Source organism: Variovorax ginsengisoli, assembly GCF_030486595.1.
Classification (GTDB): Bacteria; Pseudomonadota; Gammaproteobacteria; order Burkholderiales; family Burkholderiaceae_C; genus Variovorax; species Variovorax ginsengisoli_B.
Map to the genome: position 1 here is coordinate 151325 of NZ_JAUJZH010000001.1, position 18521 is coordinate 169845.

Here is an 18521-nt window from a genome sequence, read left to right on the forward strand (position 1 = left end):
CGAAGATCCTCCAGCACTGAGCTACTGCACCGTGACGCGCGCCATCATGTACGGGTGCACCGAGCAGACGTAGTCGAACACGCCGGCCTTGGCGAACACGCGGCTGAAGCTCTGCCCCGGCAGCATGTCCGTGGTGCCCGGCGCGCCGTCGTTGAAGGCCAGGCCGTGCGGGGCGCCGTCGTCGTTGGTCCAGGTCACGCTGTCGCCGGCGTTGATGGCGAGTTGCGCCGGACCGAAGGCGAAGTTGTTGATCGAGACCTTCGCGCTGCCGCCGGCGGCGCGGTGCTGCACCGCCACCTTGCGCGGCGCATTGCCCACCGGGATCGTGACCACCGGGCCGCCCGCGAGGTCGACCAGGCTGACGTCGTTCGATCCCTCGTTGGTGACCAGCACCTTCTTGCCGCCCGGCAGCATGTCGACCCAGTGCGGCTGCTTGCCGACCGCGATGCTGCCGGTCGACGCCTGGGTCGCCGGGTCGAACAGCATCAGCTCGCCCGGCCCCTGCACCACCACCACGCCGGAGCGCGCGCCGGCGAAGAGGTGCGCCACGTGCGGGGAGACGCCGGTCGGAATCTGCATCAACGGCTTGTTCGATGCCGTGTCGAAGACCTGCACCGCGCTGAGGCCGGCCATCGTCACATAGAGCACCTTTCCGTCGGGACTGAGTTCGAGGTCGCGAGGTGTCTTCTCGAGCGGCACGCTCGCGGCCACCGCGCGCGTCGGCAGGTCGATCACCACCAGCGCGAAGCTGCCGGGCGCCTGCGAGGACACGTAGGCCCTCTTGCCGTCCGGAGAAACCGTGAGCGTGTGCGGCTTGGCGACCGGCACGGTCGCCGCGACCGCATGGGTGGCGGCGTCGACGAACGCGACCCGGTCCTCGCCGTTCACGGCCACCAGCAGCCAGCGGCCGTCGGGCGTCAGGGCCAGGCCCTGCGGTCCCTTGCCCACTTCCACGGTGTCGACGATGCGGTCGGTGGCGGTGTCGATCACGCTCAGGCTGGAGGCACTGGCGCCGCTCACGAACACCTGGCGATCGTTGCGGCCGACCGCGATGCCGTCGGGCCCGGCGGCCACCGGCACGGTCGCGACCAGGCGCTGCGAACCAGTGTCGATCACGCTGACCGTGTTGTCCTTGAAGTTGCCGACATAGGCCTTGGGACCGGCGGCGAAGGCGGGGTTGGCCAACATCAGGGCGGCCAGCGCGGTGGCGAGGATCGGATGACGCTTCATGGGGGGCTCCTTCAAAACGGGGAAAGGATCAGAATCGCAATGGGCATGACGCAGCCGGCGTCCCGGCTATTCCCGGACTCCGCGGGAATAAGCAGCGGCCCCGGTCCGTCAAGCAAGGGAAGGAACCCGTTGAACGACCGCACCCGTCGATTCGAAGCCGCGGCCCTGCCGCACCTGCCTGCCGCGTACAACCTCGCGCGCTGGCTGCTGCGCGACGACCGGCAGGCCGAGGACGCCGTGCAGGAGGCCTATCTGCGCGCCTTCCGCTTCTTCGACGACCTGCGCGGCGATGCGGCCCGCCCCTGGCTGCTCGGCATCGTGCGCAACGCCTGCTACGACTGGATGCGCCAGCACCGCCACCTGGCCGACCAGGTCGAGTTCGACGAGCTGCGCGACAGCGGCGACGCTGCAGCGGCGTTCGGCGACCCCGCGCTGGCCTGGGAACGGCAGGCCCGCGGCCAGCGCGTCGATGCCGCCATCGAAGCCCTGGCGCCGCCGTTCCGCGAGGTCATCGTGCTGCGCGAACTGGAGGAGATGTCGTACGAGGACATCGCGCGCGTCGCCGGCATTCCGATCGGCACCGTGATGTCGCGGCTGTCGCGGGCCCGAGCCCTGCTGCGCACCGCGCTGCAGGCGGAAGTGCCGCACGAACCGAAGCAAGGAAGGCGTGATGCAAGCAGTTGACGACGACGAACTGGGGGCGCTGATCCGGCGCGAGGGCACCCGCCACGCGCCGTCCGCGGCGCTGGCCGACCGCATCCGGGCCGACCTGCGGAGCCGGGAAGCGCCCGCGCCGGGCGCCGGCCGATCGTTCCCGGCCCGCTGGCTGCAGGCCCTGGCCCTGTTCGGCGCCGGCGCCGCCACGGCCTGGGGCCTGGCGCTGGCGCTGCTCGTGGCGCCGGTAGCGGACGCGACCAGTGACGCGCTCACCGACAGCCATGTGCGCTCGCTGATGGGCGCGCACCTGGCCGACGTGGCCTCCTCCGACCACCACACCGTCAAGCCCTGGTTCGCCGGCAAGCTGGACTTCTCGCCGCCGGTGGTCGACCTGGCGTCCGACGGCCTGCCGCTCACCGGCGGCCGGCTGGACTACGTCGACGGGCATCCGGTGGCCGCGCTGGTCTACCGTTCGGGCCCGCACGTGATCAACCTGTTCGTCTGGCCCGCCGCCGACGCCAGGGCCCGCGCACCGCAGTCGCTGGTGAAGCGCGGCTACAACCTGGTGCACTGGACCGAGGCCGGGATGCAGGCCTGGGCGGTGTCGGACCTCAATGCGGCCGAGCTGCAGGCCTTCGCGGCGCTGGCCCGCGAGCGGATGGCGCAGGGCACCGCGACCCGCTGATCAGATCGATCAGATCGATCAGATCGCCACCAGCTGGCGCACGCCCTGGGCTTCCATGTCCTTGCCGAGGCCGCGTGCGATCACCTCGCCGCGCTCCATCACGAGGTAGTCGTCCGCCAGCTCCTGGGCGAAGTCGTAGTACTGCTCGCACAGCACGATCGCCATGTCGCCGCGGTCGGCCAGCATGCGGATCACGCGGCCGATGTCCTTGATGATGCTCGGCTGGATGCCTTCGGTGGGCTCGTCGAGGATCAGCAGCTTCGGCTTGGGCGCCAGCGCGCGCGCGATCGCCAGCTGCTGCTGCTGGCCGCCCGAGAGGTCGCCGCCGCGCCGGTTCAGCATCTGCTTGAGCACCGGGAACAGCTCGTAGAGTTCGGGCGGGATCGGCGTGCCGCCCGACTTGTAGGCCAGGCCCATGCGCAGGTTCTCCTCGACCGTCAGGCGGGCGAAGATCTCGCGGCCCTGCGGCACGAAGCCCATGCCGGCGCGGGCCCGCTCGTAGGGCGTCTTCTTCTGGATCGGCGCGCCGTCGAACTCGATGCTGCCGCTCTTGATCGGCACCAGGCCCATCAGCGACTTGAGCAGCGTGGTCTTGCCGACGCCGTTGCGGCCCAGCAGCACCGTGACCTTGCCGAGCCGGGCTTCGAAACTGACGTCGCGCAGGATGTGCGAGCCGCCGTAGTACTGGTGGATGTTCTTGACGCTGAGCATGGTCTTCTTTCCTTCCTGGTCAGCGGCCGAGGTAGACCTCGATCACCCGCTCGTCCGCCTGCACTTCGTCCAACGTGCCCTGCGCCAGCACCGCGCCGTCGCACAGCACGGTGACGATCTCCGAGATGGTCCGGATGAAGCTCATGTCGTGCTCCACCACCATCAGCGAGTGCTTGCCCTTCAAGCTCAGGAACAGCTCGGCCGTGCGGGCCGTCTCCTCGTCGGTCATGCCCGCCACCGGCTCGTCGAGCAGCAGCAGCTTCGGGTCCTGCATCAGCAGCATGCCGATCTCCAACCACTGCTTCTGGCCGTGGCTCAGGTTGCCGGCCAGGCGCAGCACGCTGTCTTCGAGGTGGATCGTGTGCAGCACCTCGGCCAGCCGGTCGGCCTGCGCCGAGTCGAGCCTGAACATCATCGAGGCCTTGACGCCCTTGTCGGTCTTGAGCGCCAGCTCGAGGTTCTCGAACACCGTCAGGTGCTCGAACACGGTCGGCTTCTGGAACTTGCGGCCGATGCCGAGCTGCGCGATCTCGGCCTCCTTGTGGCGCAGCAGGTCGATGGTGCTGCCGAAGAACACAGTGCCCTCGTCGGGCCGCGTCTTGCCGGTGATGATGTCCATCATCGTGGTCTTGCCCGCTCCGTTGGGGCCGATGATGCAGCGCAGCTCGCCGGGCGCGATGTCGAGCGACAGCTTGTTGATCGCCTTGAAGCCGTCGAAGCTCACGCTGACGTCTTCCAGGTAGAGGATGCGGCCATGCGTGACATCGACCTCGCCGGTCGCATGCCGACCGTAGCCCGCCGCGCGGCCGCCGGATTCGGTCTGCAGCGCCTGGTCGATGTGGTGGGCATGCCGCGCCACGCGCTCGGCGCCGGCTTCCATCAGGTCGGGGGTCATGCGCGGGCTCCCTTCGGTTCGACGCCAGCCAGGGGCGGCGGGGTCGGCGCCACGGCCGCCGGCTCGACGCCTTGCTCCACCGCCATCGATCGCCGGGCCTCGCGCCGGCCTTCGCTCGGCGCCTTGGCCCGGGCCATCCACTTCCTGACCAGGCCGACGATGCCGTCGGGCAGGAACAGGGTGACGGCGATGAACAGCGCACCGAGGAAATAGAGCCAGTATTCGGGATAGGCCACCGTGAGCCAGCTCTTCGCGCCGTTGACGATGAAGGCGCCGATGATCGGTCCGATCAAGGTCGCCCGGCCACCGACCGCGGCCCAGATCGCGATCTCGATCGAGTTGGCCGCGCTCATCTCGCCCGGGTTGATGATGCCGACCTGCGGCACGTACAAGGCACCGGCCACGCCGCACATGATGGCCGAGATGACCCAGATCGTGAGCTTGTAGCCGAGCGGGTTGTAGCCCGAGAACATGACCCGCGTCTCGGCGTCGCGGATGGCCTGCAGCACGCGGCCGAACTTGCTGCCGATCAGCCACTTCGAGAACAGGAAGAAGCCCAGCAGCGTCAGGCCGGTCAGCGCGAACAGCGTCATGCGCATCTCTTGCGTCTGGATCGGAATGCCCAGGATGCGCTTGAAGTCGGTGAAGCCGTTGTTGCCGCCGAAGCCGGTCTCGTTGCGGAAGAACAGCAGCATCGCGGCGAAGGTCATGGCCTGCGTGATGATCGAGAAATACACGCCCTTGATGCGCGAGCGGAAGGCGAAGAAGCCGAACACGAAGGCGATCAGGCCCGGCACCGCGACGATCAGCACCAGGGTGGCGACGAAGCTGTCGCTGAAGGTCCAGTGCCAGGGCAGCGTCTTCCAGTCGAGGAAGACCATGAAGTCCGGCAGGTCGCTCTTGTAGTTGCCGTCGCGGCCGATCTGGCGCATCAGGTACATGCCCATCATGTAGCCGCCAAGCGCGAAGAACATGCCGTGGCCGAGCGACAGGATGCCGGTGTAGCCCCAGATCAGGTCCATCGCCAGCGCGCAGATGGCGTAGCACATGATCTTGCCGACCAGCGCCACCGCGTAGTCGCTCATGTGCAGCGCGCTGCCGGCGGGCACCATGATGTTGAGCACCGGCGCCAGCGCGCAGACCGCGATCAGCGCGACGAAGAAGACGGTCCAGCCCTTGCCGCTCAACAGCGGCCCCTTCGAAGGTAGTACTGCTGCTGAATTGCTCATGCCTCTGCGCTCCGGCCTTTCATTGCGAAGATGCCTTGCGGACGCTTCTGGATGAAGATGATGATGAAGACCAGCACCGCGATCTTCGCGAGCACCGCGCCGGCCCAGCCTTCGATGAACTTGTTCAGGATGCCCAGGCCCATCGCGGCGTAGACCGTGCCCGCGAGCTGGCCGACGCCGCCCATCACGACCACCATGAAGGAGTCGACGATGTAGCTCTGGCCGAGGTCGGGCCCGACATTGCCGATCTGCGACAGGGCGCAGCCCGCCAGCCCGGCGATGCCCGAGCCGAGTGCGAAGGCGTAGGTGTCGATGCGTGCCGTGTTGACGCCCATGCAGGAGGCGATCGGCCGGTTCTGCGTGACGCCGCGCACGAACAGGCCGAGCCGCGTGCGGCCGATCAGCCAGCCCATCGCCAGCAGCACCAGGCCGGCGAAGATGATGATGCAGATGCGGTTCCAGGGCAGCACGACGTTGCTCAGCATCGTCAGGCCGCCGCTCATCCAGGACGGGTTCTCGACGCCGACGTTCTGGGCGCCGAAGAGCGAGCGCACCAGCTGCTGCAGCATCAGCGAGATGCCCCAGGTGGCCAGCAGCGTCTCGAGCGGCCGGCCGTACAGGAAGCGGATCACGCCCCGCTCGAGCACCGCGCCGACCAGCGCCGAGGCCAGGAAGGCCACCGGGATCGCCGCCACCAGGTACCAGCCGAAGGCCGACTCGGGAAAGTAGCGCTGGAAGATGCCCTGCATCACGTAGGTGGCGTAGGCGCCGATCATCATCAGCTCGCCGTGCGCCATGTTGATCACGCCCATCAGGCCGTAGGTGATCGCCAGGCCGAGCGCCGCCAGCAGCAGCACCGAGCCGAGGCTGATGCCGCTGAAGATCGCGTTGATGCGGTCGCCCCACACCAGCGAGCCGTCGATGCTGCGGATCGAGGCCGCGATGGCGGCCTTGACGTCGGCCTCGGTTTCGTCGGCCAGGCGCTGGTTCAGCAGCAGCTTGGTCTCGGGGCTGCGGCTGGCGCCGAGGTCGCTGGCGGCGGCCAGGCGCTTGTCCTTGTCGGTGCTGCTGAGCATGCTGGCGGCGCGCACCAGTTCGAGCTGCGCCTTGATCTTCGGGTTGGCCTCGGCGGCCAGCGCCTTCTCGACCAGCGGCAGGCGCGATTCGTCGGGCTCCTTGAAGAGCGCCTGGGCGGCCTCGGCGCGCACCGCGTCGTCCTTGCTGGTGAGCTTGAGGGCGGCCTGCGCGGCATCCAGCGCGCCGCGCATCATGTTGTTGTTGACCACGTCCTCGGCGTCGTCGGGCAGTTTCTGCTCGGCGCCGGTGACCGGGTCGAAGGCCTTGTCGTCCTTGATGACGAACACCTTGTCGGCCGTGAACTTGACCGCATCGTCCGACATCGCCTGGATGAAGGCCGCGGTCTTATCGTCGGCGGTGGCGACCGCCTTGTTAAGCGCCGCGATGCGGGCTTCGGATTCGCCCGAGGCGATGGCCTTGGCCTCGTCGGCGGTCAGCGCGTGCGCCACGCCGGTGACCAGCAGGCAGGCGGCGAGAGCGGATGAAAGAAGAGTCCGGAGCATAGGCGGGCCGGTGAGGAAGAACGAAAGGGCGAAGACAGGCTCCGCAATGAAGCGGCGCGCCGTGGCGCGCCGCTTTCAGGTCAACTTACATCGACTTGCCGGACGGGTAATCGGGCTTCTTGTCGTTGCCTTCGATGAAGGGGCTCCACGGCTTGGCGCGCACCGGGCCCGGCGTCTTCCACACCACGTTGAACTGGCCGTCGGCCTTGATCTCGCCGATGAACACGCTCTTGTGCAGGTGGTGGTTCTTCTCGTCCATCTTCGAGACGATGCCCGAGGGTGCGTTGAAGGTCTGGCCGGCCATCGCAGCGATCACCTTGTCGGTGTCGGTGCTCTTGGCCTTCTCGACCGCCTGCTTCCACATGTGGATGCCGATCCAGGTGGCTTCCATCGGGTCGTTGGTCAGCGGCTTGTCCTTGTGGCCCGGGATGTTCTTGGCCTTGGCATAGTCGCTCCACTGCTTGATGAAGGCCGTGTTGGTCGGGTTCTTCAGGCTCATGAAGTAGTTCCAGGCGGCCAGGTGACCGACCAGCGGCTTGGTGTCGACGCCGCGCAGTTCTTCCTCACCGACCGAGAAGGCCACCACCGGCACGTCCTTGGCCTTCAGGCCGGCGTTGCCGAGTTCCTTGTAGAAGGGCACGTTGGAGTCGCCGTTGATGGTCGACACCACGGCCGTCTTGCCGCCGGCCGAGAACTTCTTGATGTCGGCGACGATGGTCTGGTAGTCGCTGTGGCCGAAGGGCGTGTACTTCTCGTCGATGTCGCTTTCCTTCACGCCCTTGCTCTTGAGGTAGGCGCGCAGGATCTTGTTGGTGGTGCGCGGATAGACGTAGTCGGTGCCCAGCAGCACCCAGCGCTTGGCGCCGCCGCCTTCCTTGCTCATCAGGTAGTCGACCGCGGGGATCGCCTGCTGGTTGGGTGCGGCGCCGGTGTAGAACACGTTCTTGCTGAGCTCTTCGCCTTCGTACTGCACGGGGTAGAACAACAGGCCGTTCATTTCTTCCAGCACCGGCAGCACCGACTTGCGCGAGACCGAGGTCCAGCAGCCGAAGATCACCGACACCTTGTCCTGGCCCAGCAGCTGCTTGGTCTTTTCAGCGAACAGCGGCCAGTTGGAGGCCGGGTCGACCACCACGGGCTCGAGCTTCTTGCCCAGCACGCCGCCCTTGGCGTTGATGTCGTCGATGGCCATCAGCACCGTGTCCTTCAGCACGGTCTCGGAGATCGCCATCGTGCCCGACAGCGAATGCAGGATGCCGACCTTGATGGTGTCCTGCGCGAAGGCAGGCACGGCGGACAGGCTCGCGAGAGCGACGGCGGCAGTCATCGCCTTGAGTGTGAATCGACGTTGCATGGTGAGGACCTTCTCCTGGTTTGGTTGGAACGATGGAGAGAGTCTGCGCACCGGTGGCCGGGGCGGAAATACGCCGGGTGGCGTACAGATTGGCTCGCCCCCAGGTTGCCCCGCACTTCGTGTCGGGGCGCCCACCCCCTACCGGGGGCAACACCTGCGGCCTGGCGAAGCCAGTTCCGCGGTGTTTCACCAACGAGCCTGGCTGCGCCGGCCGGGGCCGCTCGGCTCCGACAGAAGTCAGCCGCACTGTCGGTCCCGCTCGTCGGGGGATGAACTTCGCGGAGTCGACCATGTAGCCATGCGGCTACAATTCTTCGGCCCGGGCTGGCGAATGTACTACGTGGAGCGCTCGGGCGCGATCATCGTCATGCTCGGTGGCGGCGACAAATCCAACCAAGCCGCCGACATCAGAAAGGCCATCAAGTTGGCGAAGGAATTGTGATGAGCAAGATCAAGACGAGGCCATTTGACATGGCGAACTACCTCACGACGGACGAAGACGTGAAGGAGTATCTGAGCCAGGTGCTGGAGGACGGCGACCCGGCCGAGTTGGCTGGCGCTCTGGGGCACATCGCGCGTGCACGCGGCATGGCCAAACTGGCCGCCGACACCGGCCTTTCCCGAGAAAGCCTCTACAAGAGCTTGTCCGGGGAGCGCGCGCCCAACTCGGACACCCTGTTCAAGGTCATGCGGGCGCTCGGGTTCACTTTGACGCTGGGTCAGCGGCGGTGATTTGCCTCTACGAGCCTCTACGAGTTTGCGGCTGGGGAAATCCGCCACATGTGACTCGGCACACTTCGGTGCGCAAACCACGATAGCGGAGACGAGCCTGCCTTCGCCTATGGAGCGACCACCATGCCTAGAAAAACCCGCGCGCGTAATTGATCGGCGCGTGGTCCGCCAGCTCGCGCAGCAGCACCGACCCCGGCCGCCAGGCGTGTTCGGCCGCGTAGCGGGCGCGGCCCTGGAGCCGGTCGGCCTCGATCTCGGACGGGCTCGGGTCGTCCACGCAGACGCCGTCGAGGCAGCGGATGTAGCGCACGGCCCCGGCGTGGGCATAGAAGGACAGCGCCGGCGGCAGTTGCGTGACGACGTCGCAGCCGTCGACGATGCGCATCACGTGCAGCTCGGCCAGCGCCGCGACGAAATCCGCATCGCCGACCCGCGGCGAGCCGAGCGTCACGGTCAGGGCCGGCTGCAGCACGGTGGCGGCCAGGGTGGCGAGCGCCGCGCCCAGGCTGTGGCCGGCCAGGATCAACCGGCTGTGCTGCCGCGCCTCGCCGCCCAGCCAGTCGCGCATCTGCGGCAAGACCGACCGCGCGGCCTTGGCGAATCCGGCATGCACACGGCCGCCGCTTTCGCTCCATTCGGTCTGCTGGGCCTGCAGGTTGGTCGCCAGGTGACGGATCTCGTCGGGCTGCGTGCCGCGGAACGCGATCAGTGCGGTGCCGTCGCCCCCGTTCGAGGTGCCGAAGGCGCAGGTGGCGTGGTCCCTGAAAAACCTCGGCGCACCGAAGCCGGCGCTTCCCAGCGCCTCGGCAAGCCGCAGCCGCTCGGCTTCCGACTCCTCGGCGCGGTAATAGGCCAGCCGCGCCGCCTCGACCGCCCACTGAACGGGCGTGTGGGCGCGCCCGGCCTCGAACAGCGTCGGGTGCCGCTCGGGCGTGTAGAGCGCGCTCCGGCTGGCGTCGTAGGCAATGGTGGGCATCGGCGGTTTCCGGCAGGTCGACGCTAGGGGGTCGTCATGGTGCGCCGGAACTGGCGCGCCGCAAAGGCCCACACCAGTTTCGAGGCATCGGGCCCGGCCGCGTCGGTGAAGCGCATGCTGGACGCGCCGCCGCTCCAGGCGTGGCCCAGCCCGGTGATCTCGCACAGGGTCACCACGGCCTGGCCGGCGCGCAGGTAGTCGGTGACCCGCATCGCATGCCGCTTGCCCCGTTGCAGCGCCCGGGCGGCGCCAGGCCGGCTGCCGGTGGCCACGGCCCAGACCTCGGCGCTGCTGCCGGCGTTGCTCGGGGCCACGACACTGTCGGCGTCGCCATGCAGAATCAAGAGCGGCGGCAGCGTGCCGAAGACCGCTGCGGCACCCATCGCCTTGCCGACCGCGGTGGCCGGCATCGGCGGCACGTGCCGCCCGCGCATGGCGCCCAGCGCCGTGGCCGGCGATTTGGCGGCGCCCGGCGCCACGCCCGAATGCATGGCCACCGCCCGGAATCGCAGCGGATAGCGGGTGGCCAGCAGGGCCGCCATGCTCGCGCCGGCGGACAGGCCTGCAACCGCCACCCGCTCGCGATCGGCCGGATAGAGCAGCAGCACCTGGTCGATCGCGGCCATCAGTGTCGCGGCCTCGGCATCGGCCTTGCCCGAACGGCGGTCATACCAGTTCCAGCAACCCTGCGCGTTGGCCAGGCGATCCTGCTCCGGGTAGAGGACCAGGAAGCGCTCGCGGTCCGCCACCCGGTTCATGCGGGTGGCGATCGCGAATTCGCGTCCGGTCTGCGCGCAGCCGTGCAGCATGACCATCAGCGGCAGCTTCTCGCCCGGCTGGAGCTGGAGCGCGGGCGGCCGATAGAGGTGGAAGGCCCGGGCCCCTGCCGGTCCCAGCGCGGCGCCCGCGATCCAGTCGCCAGGCCCAGGTGGCGGCTTGAGCTGCTGCGTCGCGGCATCGGCGACCCGCCGAGCAATGCGCTTGCCGTTGCCCAGCGCGACCTTGGTCAACGCCTTCAGGTTGCGCTCGTAGGCACGCGTCAGGGGGGAAAGGGAGCGGCGGGACATCGTTGCGGACACGGTAGCAGCTTCGCCCCTGCCCAGCTACCGGCACCGAAAGGAACGGATCAGTACCTTTCCGGCACGTACATGCTGGCCGGCACCGGATGGCGCAGGTAGTCGGCGTTGCGCACCCGCGCCGGCAGCTCGACCGGCGGATGCGGCACATCGTGGTAGGGCATCTGGCCCAGCAGGTGGCTGATGCAGTTCAGGCGCGCCTTCTTCTTGTCGACCGCCTGCACCACCCACCAGGGCGCCTCGGGGATGTGGGTGCGGTCCAGCATCGTTTCCTTGGCCTTGGTGTACTCCTCCCAGCGGCGGCGCGACTCCAGGTCCATCGGGCTCAGCTTCCACTGCTTCAGCGGGTCGTGGATGCGGCCGAGGAAGCGCATGTGCTGCTCCTCGTCGGTGATCGAGAACCAGTACTTGATCAGCTTGATGCCCGAGCGCACCAGCATCCGCTCGAAGTCGGGCACCGTGCGGAAGAACTCCTCGTACTCGTCGTCGGAGCAGAAGCCCATCACCCGCTCGACGCCGGCGCGGTTGTACCAGCTGCGGTCGAACAGCACCATCTCGCCGGCCGCCGGCAGGTGCGCCACGTAGCGCTGGAAGTACCACTGGGTGCGCTCGCGGTCGTTCGGCGCCGGCAGCGCCGCCACCCGGACCACGCGCGGGTTGAGCCGTTGCGTGATGCGCTTGATGACACCGCCCTTGCCGGCCGCGTCGCGCCCCTCGAACAGGATCACGACCTTCTGCTTGCTGTGCTGCACCCAGTCCTGCAGCTTCACGAGCTCGCCCTGGAGCCGGAACAGCTCCTTGAAGTAGGCCTGCCGTCCCGCCTTGTCGGTGATGGTTCCCGACTCGAGCTCGTCGAGGTTGCGGTCCTCGAGCTCGAGCTCGATCTCCTCGTCGTAGCTGTCCACCAGGTCGCGGGCGATGCGTGCCATCAGTTCGTCATGGTCGCCGAGGGTGCTGGGAAGGGTCATGGTCTTCTCTGTGGGAGGCAGGGCAATCCCCCATGCTGCAGCCGCCGGATGACGATTGCGTGACAGAAAGTACGCCAACCCGACGCCGTCACATGGCTGACACATGCGGCCCGCACCATCGGCACGACTCCCACCATGCCCCTCGCTCCATGAATTCGATCGCTGGCGCCTACGGCAGCGACGAAGCCGGCCTGATCTGCGGCTACCTGTTCGATGCCGCCGCCCCCGCCCCGGTCCGCGCGGTCGATTCCGCCCAGGCCGCCGACTGGCTGGCCGCGGGCACGCCCCCCGGGGCCTACATGTGGCTGCACTTCAACCTGAGCCATGCCCAGGCCGAGCGCTGGCTGCAGCGCCACGCCGGCCTGTCCGACCTCTTCTTCGAGACCCTGAAGGAAGGGCTGCACTCGACCCGCATCGAGCGCGCCGACGACTCGCTGATCGCGGTCATCAACGACGTCCACTTCGAGTTCAGCTTCGAACCCTCGGACATCTCGACCCTGTGGATCAGCGTCGGCCCGCGGCTGGTCGTCACCGCCCGCACCCAGCCGCTGCGCTCGGTCGACGCGCTGCGCACCGCGGTCAAGGCCGGCGACGCGCCGCGCTCCAGCACCGAGCTGCTCGAGCACCTGTTGCGGGTGCAGGCCGACGTGCTGGTGCGCATCGTGCGCGGCGTGACCTCCCGCATCGACGACATCGAAGATGCGCTGCTGGCCGGCCGGCTCGATCACAAGCGGGCCCGGCTGGGGATGCTGCGGCGGGTGCTGGTGCGCTTGCAGCGCCTGCTGGCGCCCGAACCGGCGGCGCTGTTCCGGCTGCTGCAGAGCCCGCCCGCCTGGATGAGCGAGCCCGACGCCCAGGAGCTGCGCGGATCGACCGAAGAGTTCTCGGTCGTCCTGCGCGACATGGGCGCGCTGCAGGAACGCATCAAGCTGCTGCAGGAAGAGATCGCCGACAACGTCAACGAGGACAACAACCGCAGCCTGTTCGTGCTGACCGTGGTGACCGTGCTGGCCCTGCCGATCAACATCCTGGCCGGCCTGTTCGGCATGAACGTCGGCGGCATCCCGCTGGCGGAGCACAAGCACGGCTTCTGGATCGTGGTCGCCATCGTGATGACCTTCACCGCCATCGCCGCCTGGGTCGCGTTCCGGAAAAAGCGCTGAAACCGACCCCGCCGCAAGCCATTCCGAGAAGGAATAAACTCGTGCGGTGACCTCCATCCTCAACGCCGACCTTCACTGCCACTCCGTGGTGTCGGACGGCACGCTGACGCCCGAGGCGCTGGCCGAGCGCGCCGCCGCCAACGGGGTCGAGCTCTGGTCGCTGACCGATCACGACGAGATCGGCGGCCAGCACCGGGCCGCCGCCGCCGCCCGCGAGCGCGGCATGAAGTACCTCACGGGCACCGAGATCTCGGTCACCTTCGCCGGCGAGACCGTCCACATTGTCGGGCTGGGCTTCGACCCCGACGACGCCGCCATCAGCCAGGGTCTCTACGACACCCGTGGCGGACGCGGCAAGCGCGCCCAGGAGATGGCCGAAGGCCTGGCAAAGGTCGGCATCCACGGCGCCTACGAGGGCGCGCTGCGCTTCGTCGGCAACCCCGAACTGATCTCGCGCACCCATTTCGCCCGTTTCCTGGTCGAGGCCGGCCATTGCCGCGACACCGCCGAGGTGTTCCGCAAGTTCCTGACCGAAGGCAAGCCGGGCTACGTGCCGCACCGCTGGGCCACGCTCAAGGATGCCGTGCAGTGGATCACCGCGGCCAAGGGCATGGCCGTGATCGCCCATCCCGGCCGCTACAAGTTCACGGCCAACGAGGAATACGCCCTGTTCGTCGAGTTCAAGGCTCATGGCGGCCAGGCGATCGAGGTGGTCACCGGCAGCCACACGCCGGCCGAGTACGTCGAGTACGCCGACAAGGCGCTCGAGTTCGACTTCGCCGCCTCGCGAGGCAGCGATTTCCACAGCCCCGACGAAAGCCATTGCGACCTCGGCAAGCTGCCGCCGCTGCCCGGCAAGCTGACGCCGGTCTGGGACTTGCTGGCCCACCGCATCCAGTGATGGCGTCGGCGAGCGAGGCCACCGCCGGCAGGAGCACGCGCGACCTGGAATCCGAGCGGATCCTGGCCGGCATCGGGCTGGTGCTGCTCGCGGTCGCCTGCTTCGCCACGCTGGACACCGCCACCAAGCTGTCGACCGCGGCGGTGCCGATCCTGATGGGCGTCTGGGTCCGGTACATGTTCCAGGCGGTGGCGACCACGCTGGTGCTGCTGCCGCGCCACGGCACGGCGCTGCTGCGCACCCGCCATCCGCGCTACCAGCTGCTGCGCGGCGCCCTGCTGCTCGCCTCGAGCACGCTGGCCTTCTTCAGCCTGCGCTACATGCCGCTGGCCGAGTTCACCTCGATCGTGCTGATTGCGCCGCTGGTGATCACGCTGCTGGCCGCCACCACGCTCAAGGAGCACGTGTCGCCCCTGCGCTGGACGCTGGTCGCGGGCGGCTTCGCGGGCACGCTGGTGATCCTGCGCCCGGGTGGAGAAGCCTTCAGCTGGGCCATGTTCCTGCCGATCGGGCTGGTGCTGACCAACGCCTGGTTCCAGGTGCTGACCAGCAAGCTGGCGCAGACCGAGAACCCGCTCACGATGCACTTCTATACCGGCTGGGTGGGCGCGCTGCTGGCGTCGTTCGCAGTGCCTTTCGTCTGGACCGCGCTGCCCTCCTGGCACTGGTGGGGCCTGCTGTGCCTGATGGGCTTCATGGGCACGGTCGGCCATTTCATCCTGATCCTGGCCTACCAGCGCGCCCCCGCCTCCACGCTCACACCCTATCTCTATGCCCAGATCGCCTTCGCGATGCTGGGCGGCTGGGTCATGTTCTCCTATGTGCCGGACCGCATTTCGCTGATCGGCATGAGCCTGATCGCAGTCTGCGGGGCGGCCGGCGCCTGGCTCACCGTCCGCGAACGCCGGGTGCCCATCGAGCCCGCCGAATCATGAGCCGCCGGGCCGCTCCCAAGGCGAATACCGAAGCGCTGCTGCGCGAAGGTTCACCAGTGCCCCGCCGCCAGGCGGCAGAATCGACCCCATGGCCCAGTTCTTCGAAGTCCACCCCGACAACCCCCAGCAGCGCCTGCTGAAACAGGCCGCCGCCCTGCTGGCGCGCGGCGAGATCGTCGCCGTACCCACCGATTCCAGCTACGCGCTGGCCTGCCACCTCGACGACAAGGACGCGGTCGACCAGCTGCGCCGGATCCGCCAGGTCGACGACAAGCATCACCTGACGCTGATCTGCCGCGACCTGAGCGAGCTGTCCAACTACGCCCGGGTCGACAACAAGCAGTACCGGCTGCTGAAGGCGGCCACGCCAGGCCCCTACACCTTCCTGCTCGAGGCGACCAAGGAGGTGCCGCGCCGGGTCAGCCATCCGCAGCGCAAGACCATCGGCCTGCGGGTGCCCGACCACCGGGTGCTGCTCGAACTCCTGACCCTGCACGGCGAGCCGCTGCTGGCGACCACGCTGATCCCGCCCGGCGAGACCGAGGCCATGAACGACCCGACCCAGATCCGCGAGCGCTTCGAGAAACAGATCGGCGGCGTGATCGATGCCGGCGCCTGTCCCTCCGAGCCGACCACCGTGGTCGACCTCACGCCCATGGGCACGGGCGGTGAACCGCTGCTGGTGCGGCAGGGGCGCGGCGCGCTGGCCGTGCTGGGCTTGTGAGTCCCGCAAGGGACATCCGGACCGTCTGAGACAATCCGGCGGTGGATATTTCAAATCTCATCCAAACCGTCCTGATCTACGCCTTGCCGGTGGTCTTCGCGATCACCATCCACGAAGCCGCCCATGGCTACGTGGCGAGGTATTTCGGCGACAACACGGCCTTCGTGATGGGCCGGGTCACGCTCAACCCGATCAAGCACATCGACCCCGTCGGCACCATCCTGATGCCGCTGCTGCTGTATTTCGCCACTTCGGGCGCCTTCCTGTTCGGCTACGCCAAGCCGGTCCCGGTCAATTTCAACCGCCTGCGCCATCCCAAGCGCGACATGGTCTGGGTCGCGCTGGCCGGCCCGGCCTCCAACTTCTTCCAGGCCATTCTCTGGGCGCTGTTCCTGGTCGGCCTGGTCGGCGCCGGCATCAATGAAACCTTTTTCATCAAGATGGCCCAGGGCGGCGTGCTGGTCAATCTCGTGATGTGGGCCTTCAACCTGTTCCCGCTGCCGCCGCTCGACGGCGGCCGCGTGCTGGCCGGCCTGCTGCCGCGCGGCCGCCCCCAGGAGTTCCTGGCCCGCATCGAGCCCTTCGGCTTTTTCATCGTGATGGGCCTGGTCATCGCCGGCGTCGTCAGCACCTGGTGGCTGAGCCCGCTGATGGCCTTCGGCTACCAGGCCATCTCGCTGCTCCTGAGCCCGCTCACCGCCCTCATCCGCTGAACCTCCCATGGCCCTGCTTCCCGACACTCCCATCCGCTACCTGACCGGCATCACCCCCAGCGGCACGCCGCACCTGGGCAACTACGTCGGTTCGATTCGCCATTCGGTGCGCTTCAGCCGGCGCGACGACGTCCAGAGCTTCTACTTCCTGGCCGACTACCACGCGCTGATCAAGACCGACGAACCGGCACGCATCCAGCGCTCGACGCTCGAAATCGCCGCGAGCTGGCTGGCCTGCGGGCTCGATCCGGAGCGCGTCACCTTCTACCGCCAGTCCGACATTCCCGAAATCCCCGAGCTGACCTGGTTCCTGACCTGCGTCACCGGCAAGGGCCTGCTCAACCGCGCCCATGCCTACAAGGCGCAGGTCGACAAGAACGCCGCCCGCGGCGAGGACCCGGACGCCGATGTCAGCGCCGGCCTGTTCATGTACCCGGTGCTGATGGGCGCCGACATCCTGATGTTCAACGCCCACAAGGTGCCGGTGGGCCGCGACCAGGTGCAGCACATCGAGATGGCGCGCGACATGGCGCAGCATTTCAACCATCTCTACGGCGAGCACTTCACGCTGCCCGGGGCAGAGATCGACGACTCGGTGGCGACCTTGCCCGGCCTCGACGGCCGCAAGATGAGCAAGAGCTACGACAACACGATCCCGCTGTTCACGCCGCGCGCCCAGCTGCAGAAGCTGATCAACGGCATCGTGACCGATTCGCGCGCGCCGGGCGAACCCAAGGAGACCGAGGGCTCGGCGCTGTTCCAGATCTACCAGGCCTTCGCCGACGACGAGGAGACCGAGAGCCTGCGCCAGGCCTTCGCCGCCGGCATCGCCTGGGGCGACGCCAAGCAGCTGCTGTTCGAACGCATCGACCGCGAAGTCGCGCCGATGCGGGCCCATTACGACGCCCTGCTCAACGACCCGGCCCAGATCGAGCGGATCTTGCGCGCCGGAGCCGAGAAGGCGCGCGCGCTGTCGCGGCCCTTCATGGAGGGCGTGCGCCACGCGGTCGGCCTGCGCAACCTGGCCAGCCACGATCCGGCGGTGGCCCGCAAGGCGGCCAAGGTGGCGCGGCCTAGCTTCAAGCAATACCGCGACAGTGACGGCCTTTTCTATTTCAAGTTGCTCGACGCCAGTGGGGTCCAACTGGTACAAAGCCGGGGGTTCGCGTCGCCGCAGGAGGCGGGCCGCGCCATCGGCACCTTGCGCCAGCAGCGCGCGGACGGCCTGGCGCAGCTCGCCGCGCAGCTTGAGCCACTGGACAACGAGAGTATGCGTGCGGCTTCGGCCGCACTGGAGGCGCTTGCTGCAGCCGATGCGGCGAGCGAGGGTTGAAGTGAGTCAATTTCCCGCGGCGATGGGCAGCGCCCGACCCGCGGACACTGCGAGTAAATCATGAGTATCTATGTCATTGACGACCACCCCCTGATGCGCGACGCGATCGTGATGGTGCTGCGGCGCCTGCGGCCGGCCGAGAACATCGTCGAACTCGAGCGCCTCGACAAGCTGGCAGCGGCCGTCAAGCAGCACGGGGCACCCGGCCTGTTCTGCCTCGACCTCAAGCTGCCGGACACCACCGGCGTCTCGGGCGTCGTGGCGGTCAAGCTGGCCTACCCGGACGTGCCGATCGCGGTCTATTCCGCCTCGCCCTCGGCCGACATGGAAGAAGCCTGCATCGAGGCCGGCGCCGACACCTACATCGAGAAATCGGCCAGCTCGGCCGAACTCACCGCCGCGCTGCGCGGCCTGCTGATGGCCGACACCGACGCCGAAGAGCCGGTGGCCGCCGCCAACAGCAAGCTGTCGAAGCGCCAGACCCAGCTGATCGCCATGCTCGACCAGGGCATGAGCAACCGCGACATCGCCACCGAGCTCGACATCAGCGAGCACACGGTGAAGGTGCACCTGTGGCGCCTGTTCCGTCGCCTCGGCGTGAAGAGCCGCACGCAGGCGCTGCACCACGCCCGCACCAACGGGCTTCTGTCGGGTTAACC

Annotated in this window: 20 protein-coding genes; 11 read left to right on the forward strand and 9 right to left on the reverse strand. The window is 68.1% G+C overall.

The genetic code is table 11. The annotated features are described in order from the left end of the window. Nucleotides 1-21: 21 nt before the first annotated feature. Complete coding sequence (locus QZH52_RS00705) at nt 22-1230, reverse strand: YVTN family beta-propeller repeat protein (protein ID WP_301802400.1); 1209 nt, start codon at nt 1228-1230, stop codon at nt 22-24. A gap of 129 nt (nt 1231-1359) precedes the next feature. On the opposite strand from QZH52_RS00705, the gene QZH52_RS00710 reads away from it, so the two are divergent. Both QZH52_RS00710 and QZH52_RS00715 read left to right on the forward strand, forming a co-directional pair. Next, the gene (locus QZH52_RS00710; protein ID WP_301802404.1) at nt 1360-1914 is read left to right on the forward strand and encodes a sigma-70 family RNA polymerase sigma factor; all 555 of its coding nucleotides are present in this window, start codon (nt 1360-1362) and stop codon (nt 1912-1914) included. Next, complete coding sequence (locus QZH52_RS00715; RefSeq protein WP_301802406.1) at nt 1901-2572, forward strand: anti-sigma factor family protein; 672 nt, start codon at nt 1901-1903, stop codon at nt 2570-2572. The genes QZH52_RS00710 and QZH52_RS00715 overlap by 14 nt, the downstream gene beginning before the upstream one ends. Before the next feature lie 18 nt (nt 2573-2590). Here QZH52_RS00715 and urtE read toward each other — a convergent pair whose 3' ends face one another. The 5 genes from urtE to urtA all read right to left on the reverse strand — a co-directional run bounded on the left by urtE (nt 2591) and on the right by urtA (nt 8341). After that, nucleotides 2591-3283, reverse strand: a complete 693-nt coding sequence (gene urtE, locus QZH52_RS00720) for an urea ABC transporter ATP-binding subunit UrtE (RefSeq protein ID WP_286536738.1) — start codon at nt 3281-3283, stop codon at nt 2591-2593. A gap of 19 nt (nt 3284-3302) precedes the next feature. Next, nucleotides 3303-4178 carry an urea ABC transporter ATP-binding protein UrtD gene (gene urtD / locus QZH52_RS00725; protein WP_286523266.1) on the reverse strand — a complete coding sequence of 292 codons (876 nt, stop codon included), beginning with the start codon at nt 4176-4178 and terminating at the stop codon, nt 3303-3305. After that, a complete protein-coding gene (gene urtC / locus QZH52_RS00730; protein ID WP_301802414.1) occupies nt 4175-5407 on the reverse strand; it encodes an urea ABC transporter permease subunit UrtC in 1233 nt (410 codons plus the stop codon). Before urtC ends, urtD begins: the two co-directional genes overlap by 4 nt. Further along, on the reverse strand, nt 5404-6987 hold the full coding sequence (gene urtB, locus QZH52_RS00735) for an urea ABC transporter permease subunit UrtB (RefSeq protein WP_301802416.1): 1584 nt from the start codon (nt 6985-6987) through the stop codon (nt 5404-5406). Before urtB ends, urtC begins: the two co-directional genes overlap by 4 nt. Nucleotides 6988-7072: 85 nt before the next feature. Beyond that, nucleotides 7073-8341 carry an urea ABC transporter substrate-binding protein gene (urtA, locus tag QZH52_RS00740; RefSeq protein WP_286504981.1) on the reverse strand — a complete coding sequence of 423 codons (1269 nt, stop codon included), beginning with the start codon at nt 8339-8341 and terminating at the stop codon, nt 7073-7075. Nucleotides 8342-8672: 331 nt separating this feature from the next. Between urtA and QZH52_RS00745 the strand changes: the two genes are divergently transcribed. Together QZH52_RS00745 and QZH52_RS00750 are read left to right on the forward strand one after the other, a co-directional pair. Further along, nucleotides 8673-8783 carry an addiction module toxin RelE gene (locus tag QZH52_RS00745; protein WP_366919254.1) on the forward strand — a complete coding sequence of 37 codons (111 nt, stop codon included), beginning with the start codon at nt 8673-8675 and terminating at the stop codon, nt 8781-8783. Next, on the forward strand, nt 8783-9073 hold the full coding sequence (locus tag QZH52_RS00750; RefSeq protein ID WP_286504978.1) for an addiction module antidote protein: 291 nt from the start codon (nt 8783-8785) through the stop codon (nt 9071-9073). The genes QZH52_RS00745 and QZH52_RS00750 overlap by 1 nt, the downstream gene beginning before the upstream one ends. A gap of 127 nt (nt 9074-9200) precedes the next feature. Here QZH52_RS00750 and QZH52_RS00755 read toward each other — a convergent pair whose 3' ends face one another. Genes QZH52_RS00755 through ppk2 form a run of 3 tightly spaced genes read right to left on the reverse strand, consistent with a single transcriptional unit; the run spans nt 9201 to nt 12093 of the window. Further along, nucleotides 9201-10049, reverse strand: coding sequence for a lipase family protein (locus QZH52_RS00755; protein WP_301802423.1), 849 nt, complete (start codon nt 10047-10049; stop codon nt 9201-9203). Between the two features lie 23 nt (nt 10050-10072). Beyond that, the gene (locus QZH52_RS00760) at nt 10073-11116 is read right to left on the reverse strand and encodes an extracellular catalytic domain type 1 short-chain-length polyhydroxyalkanoate depolymerase (RefSeq protein ID WP_301802427.1); all 1044 of its coding nucleotides are present in this window, start codon (nt 11114-11116) and stop codon (nt 10073-10075) included. 59 nt (nt 11117-11175) lie between these two features. Next, the gene (gene ppk2, locus QZH52_RS00765) at nt 11176-12093 is read right to left on the reverse strand and encodes a polyphosphate kinase 2 (RefSeq protein ID WP_301802430.1); all 918 of its coding nucleotides are present in this window, start codon (nt 12091-12093) and stop codon (nt 11176-11178) included. A 149-nt stretch (nt 12094-12242) separates the two neighbouring features. Here ppk2 and QZH52_RS00770 point away from each other — a divergent pair, with 149 nt between their 5' ends. The 7 genes from QZH52_RS00770 (at nt 12243) to QZH52_RS00800 (ending at nt 18519) form a co-directional block, all read left to right on the forward strand. Further along, on the forward strand, nt 12243-13256 hold the full coding sequence (locus QZH52_RS00770) for a transporter (protein ID WP_301802432.1): 1014 nt from the start codon (nt 12243-12245) through the stop codon (nt 13254-13256). Nucleotides 13257-13302: 46 nt separating this feature from the next. Further along, nucleotides 13303-14157, forward strand: coding sequence for a 3',5'-nucleoside bisphosphate phosphatase (locus QZH52_RS00775; RefSeq protein WP_301802435.1), 855 nt, complete (start codon nt 13303-13305; stop codon nt 14155-14157). Then, complete coding sequence (locus QZH52_RS00780) at nt 14157-15092, forward strand: DMT family transporter (protein WP_301802438.1); 936 nt, start codon at nt 14157-14159, stop codon at nt 15090-15092. The genes QZH52_RS00775 and QZH52_RS00780 overlap by 1 nt, the downstream gene beginning before the upstream one ends. Nucleotides 15093-15180: 88 nt before the next feature. Continuing rightward, nucleotides 15181-15816, forward strand: a complete 636-nt coding sequence (locus QZH52_RS00785) for an L-threonylcarbamoyladenylate synthase (protein ID WP_301802444.1) — start codon at nt 15181-15183, stop codon at nt 15814-15816. Nucleotides 15817-15857: 41 nt separating this feature from the next. After that, nucleotides 15858-16529, forward strand: coding sequence for a site-2 protease family protein (locus QZH52_RS00790; RefSeq protein WP_301802446.1), 672 nt, complete (start codon nt 15858-15860; stop codon nt 16527-16529). A gap of 7 nt (nt 16530-16536) precedes the next feature. Then, complete coding sequence (locus QZH52_RS00795; RefSeq protein WP_301802449.1) at nt 16537-17862, forward strand: tryptophan--tRNA ligase; 1326 nt, start codon at nt 16537-16539, stop codon at nt 17860-17862. Between the two features lie 60 nt (nt 17863-17922). After that, the gene (locus tag QZH52_RS00800) at nt 17923-18519 is read left to right on the forward strand and encodes a LuxR C-terminal-related transcriptional regulator (RefSeq protein ID WP_286369234.1); all 597 of its coding nucleotides are present in this window, start codon (nt 17923-17925) and stop codon (nt 18517-18519) included. The last annotated feature ends 2 nt before the right edge of the window (nt 18520-18521 follow it).

Excerpts from the sequence above, each read along its gene's own strand:
- QZH52_RS00750 (WP_286504978.1), top strand. The coding sequence starts at position 8,783 with ATGAGCAAGATCAAGACGAGGCCATTTGACATGGCGAACTACCTCACG.
- QZH52_RS00780 (WP_301802438.1), top strand. The coding sequence starts at position 14,157 with ATGGCGTCGGCGAGCGAGGCCACCGCCGGCAGGAGCACGCGCGACCTG.
- urtD (WP_286523266.1), bottom strand. The coding sequence starts at position 4,178 with ATGACCCCCGACCTGATGGAAGCCGGCGCCGAGCGCGTGGCGCGGCAT.
- ppk2 (WP_301802430.1), bottom strand. The coding sequence starts at position 12,093 with ATGACCCTTCCCAGCACCCTCGGCGACCATGACGAACTGATGGCACGC.
- QZH52_RS00745 (WP_366919254.1), top strand. The coding sequence starts at position 8,673 with ATGTACTACGTGGAGCGCTCGGGCGCGATCATCGTCATGCTCGGTGGC.
- QZH52_RS00800 (WP_286369234.1), top strand. The coding sequence starts at position 17,923 with ATGAGTATCTATGTCATTGACGACCACCCCCTGATGCGCGACGCGATC.
- QZH52_RS00770 (WP_301802432.1), top strand. The coding sequence starts at position 12,243 with ATGAATTCGATCGCTGGCGCCTACGGCAGCGACGAAGCCGGCCTGATC.
- urtE (WP_286536738.1), bottom strand. The coding sequence starts at position 3,283 with ATGCTCAGCGTCAAGAACATCCACCAGTACTACGGCGGCTCGCACATC.
- QZH52_RS00760 (WP_301802427.1), bottom strand. The coding sequence starts at position 11,116 with ATGTCCCGCCGCTCCCTTTCCCCCCTGACGCGTGCCTACGAGCGCAAC.
- QZH52_RS00705 (WP_301802400.1), bottom strand. The coding sequence starts at position 1,230 with ATGAAGCGTCATCCGATCCTCGCCACCGCGCTGGCCGCCCTGATGTTG.
- QZH52_RS00755 (WP_301802423.1), bottom strand. The coding sequence starts at position 10,049 with ATGCCCACCATTGCCTACGACGCCAGCCGGAGCGCGCTCTACACGCCC.
- QZH52_RS00715 (WP_301802406.1), top strand. The coding sequence starts at position 1,901 with ATGCAAGCAGTTGACGACGACGAACTGGGGGCGCTGATCCGGCGCGAG.
- QZH52_RS00795 (WP_301802449.1), top strand. The coding sequence starts at position 16,537 with ATGGCCCTGCTTCCCGACACTCCCATCCGCTACCTGACCGGCATCACC.
- urtC (WP_301802414.1), bottom strand. The coding sequence starts at position 5,407 with ATGAGCAATTCAGCAGCAGTACTACCTTCGAAGGGGCCGCTGTTGAGC.
- urtB (WP_301802416.1), bottom strand. The coding sequence starts at position 6,987 with ATGCTCCGGACTCTTCTTTCATCCGCTCTCGCCGCCTGCCTGCTGGTC.
- urtA (WP_286504981.1), bottom strand. The coding sequence starts at position 8,341 with ATGCAACGTCGATTCACACTCAAGGCGATGACTGCCGCCGTCGCTCTC.
- QZH52_RS00785 (WP_301802444.1), top strand. The coding sequence starts at position 15,181 with ATGGCCCAGTTCTTCGAAGTCCACCCCGACAACCCCCAGCAGCGCCTG.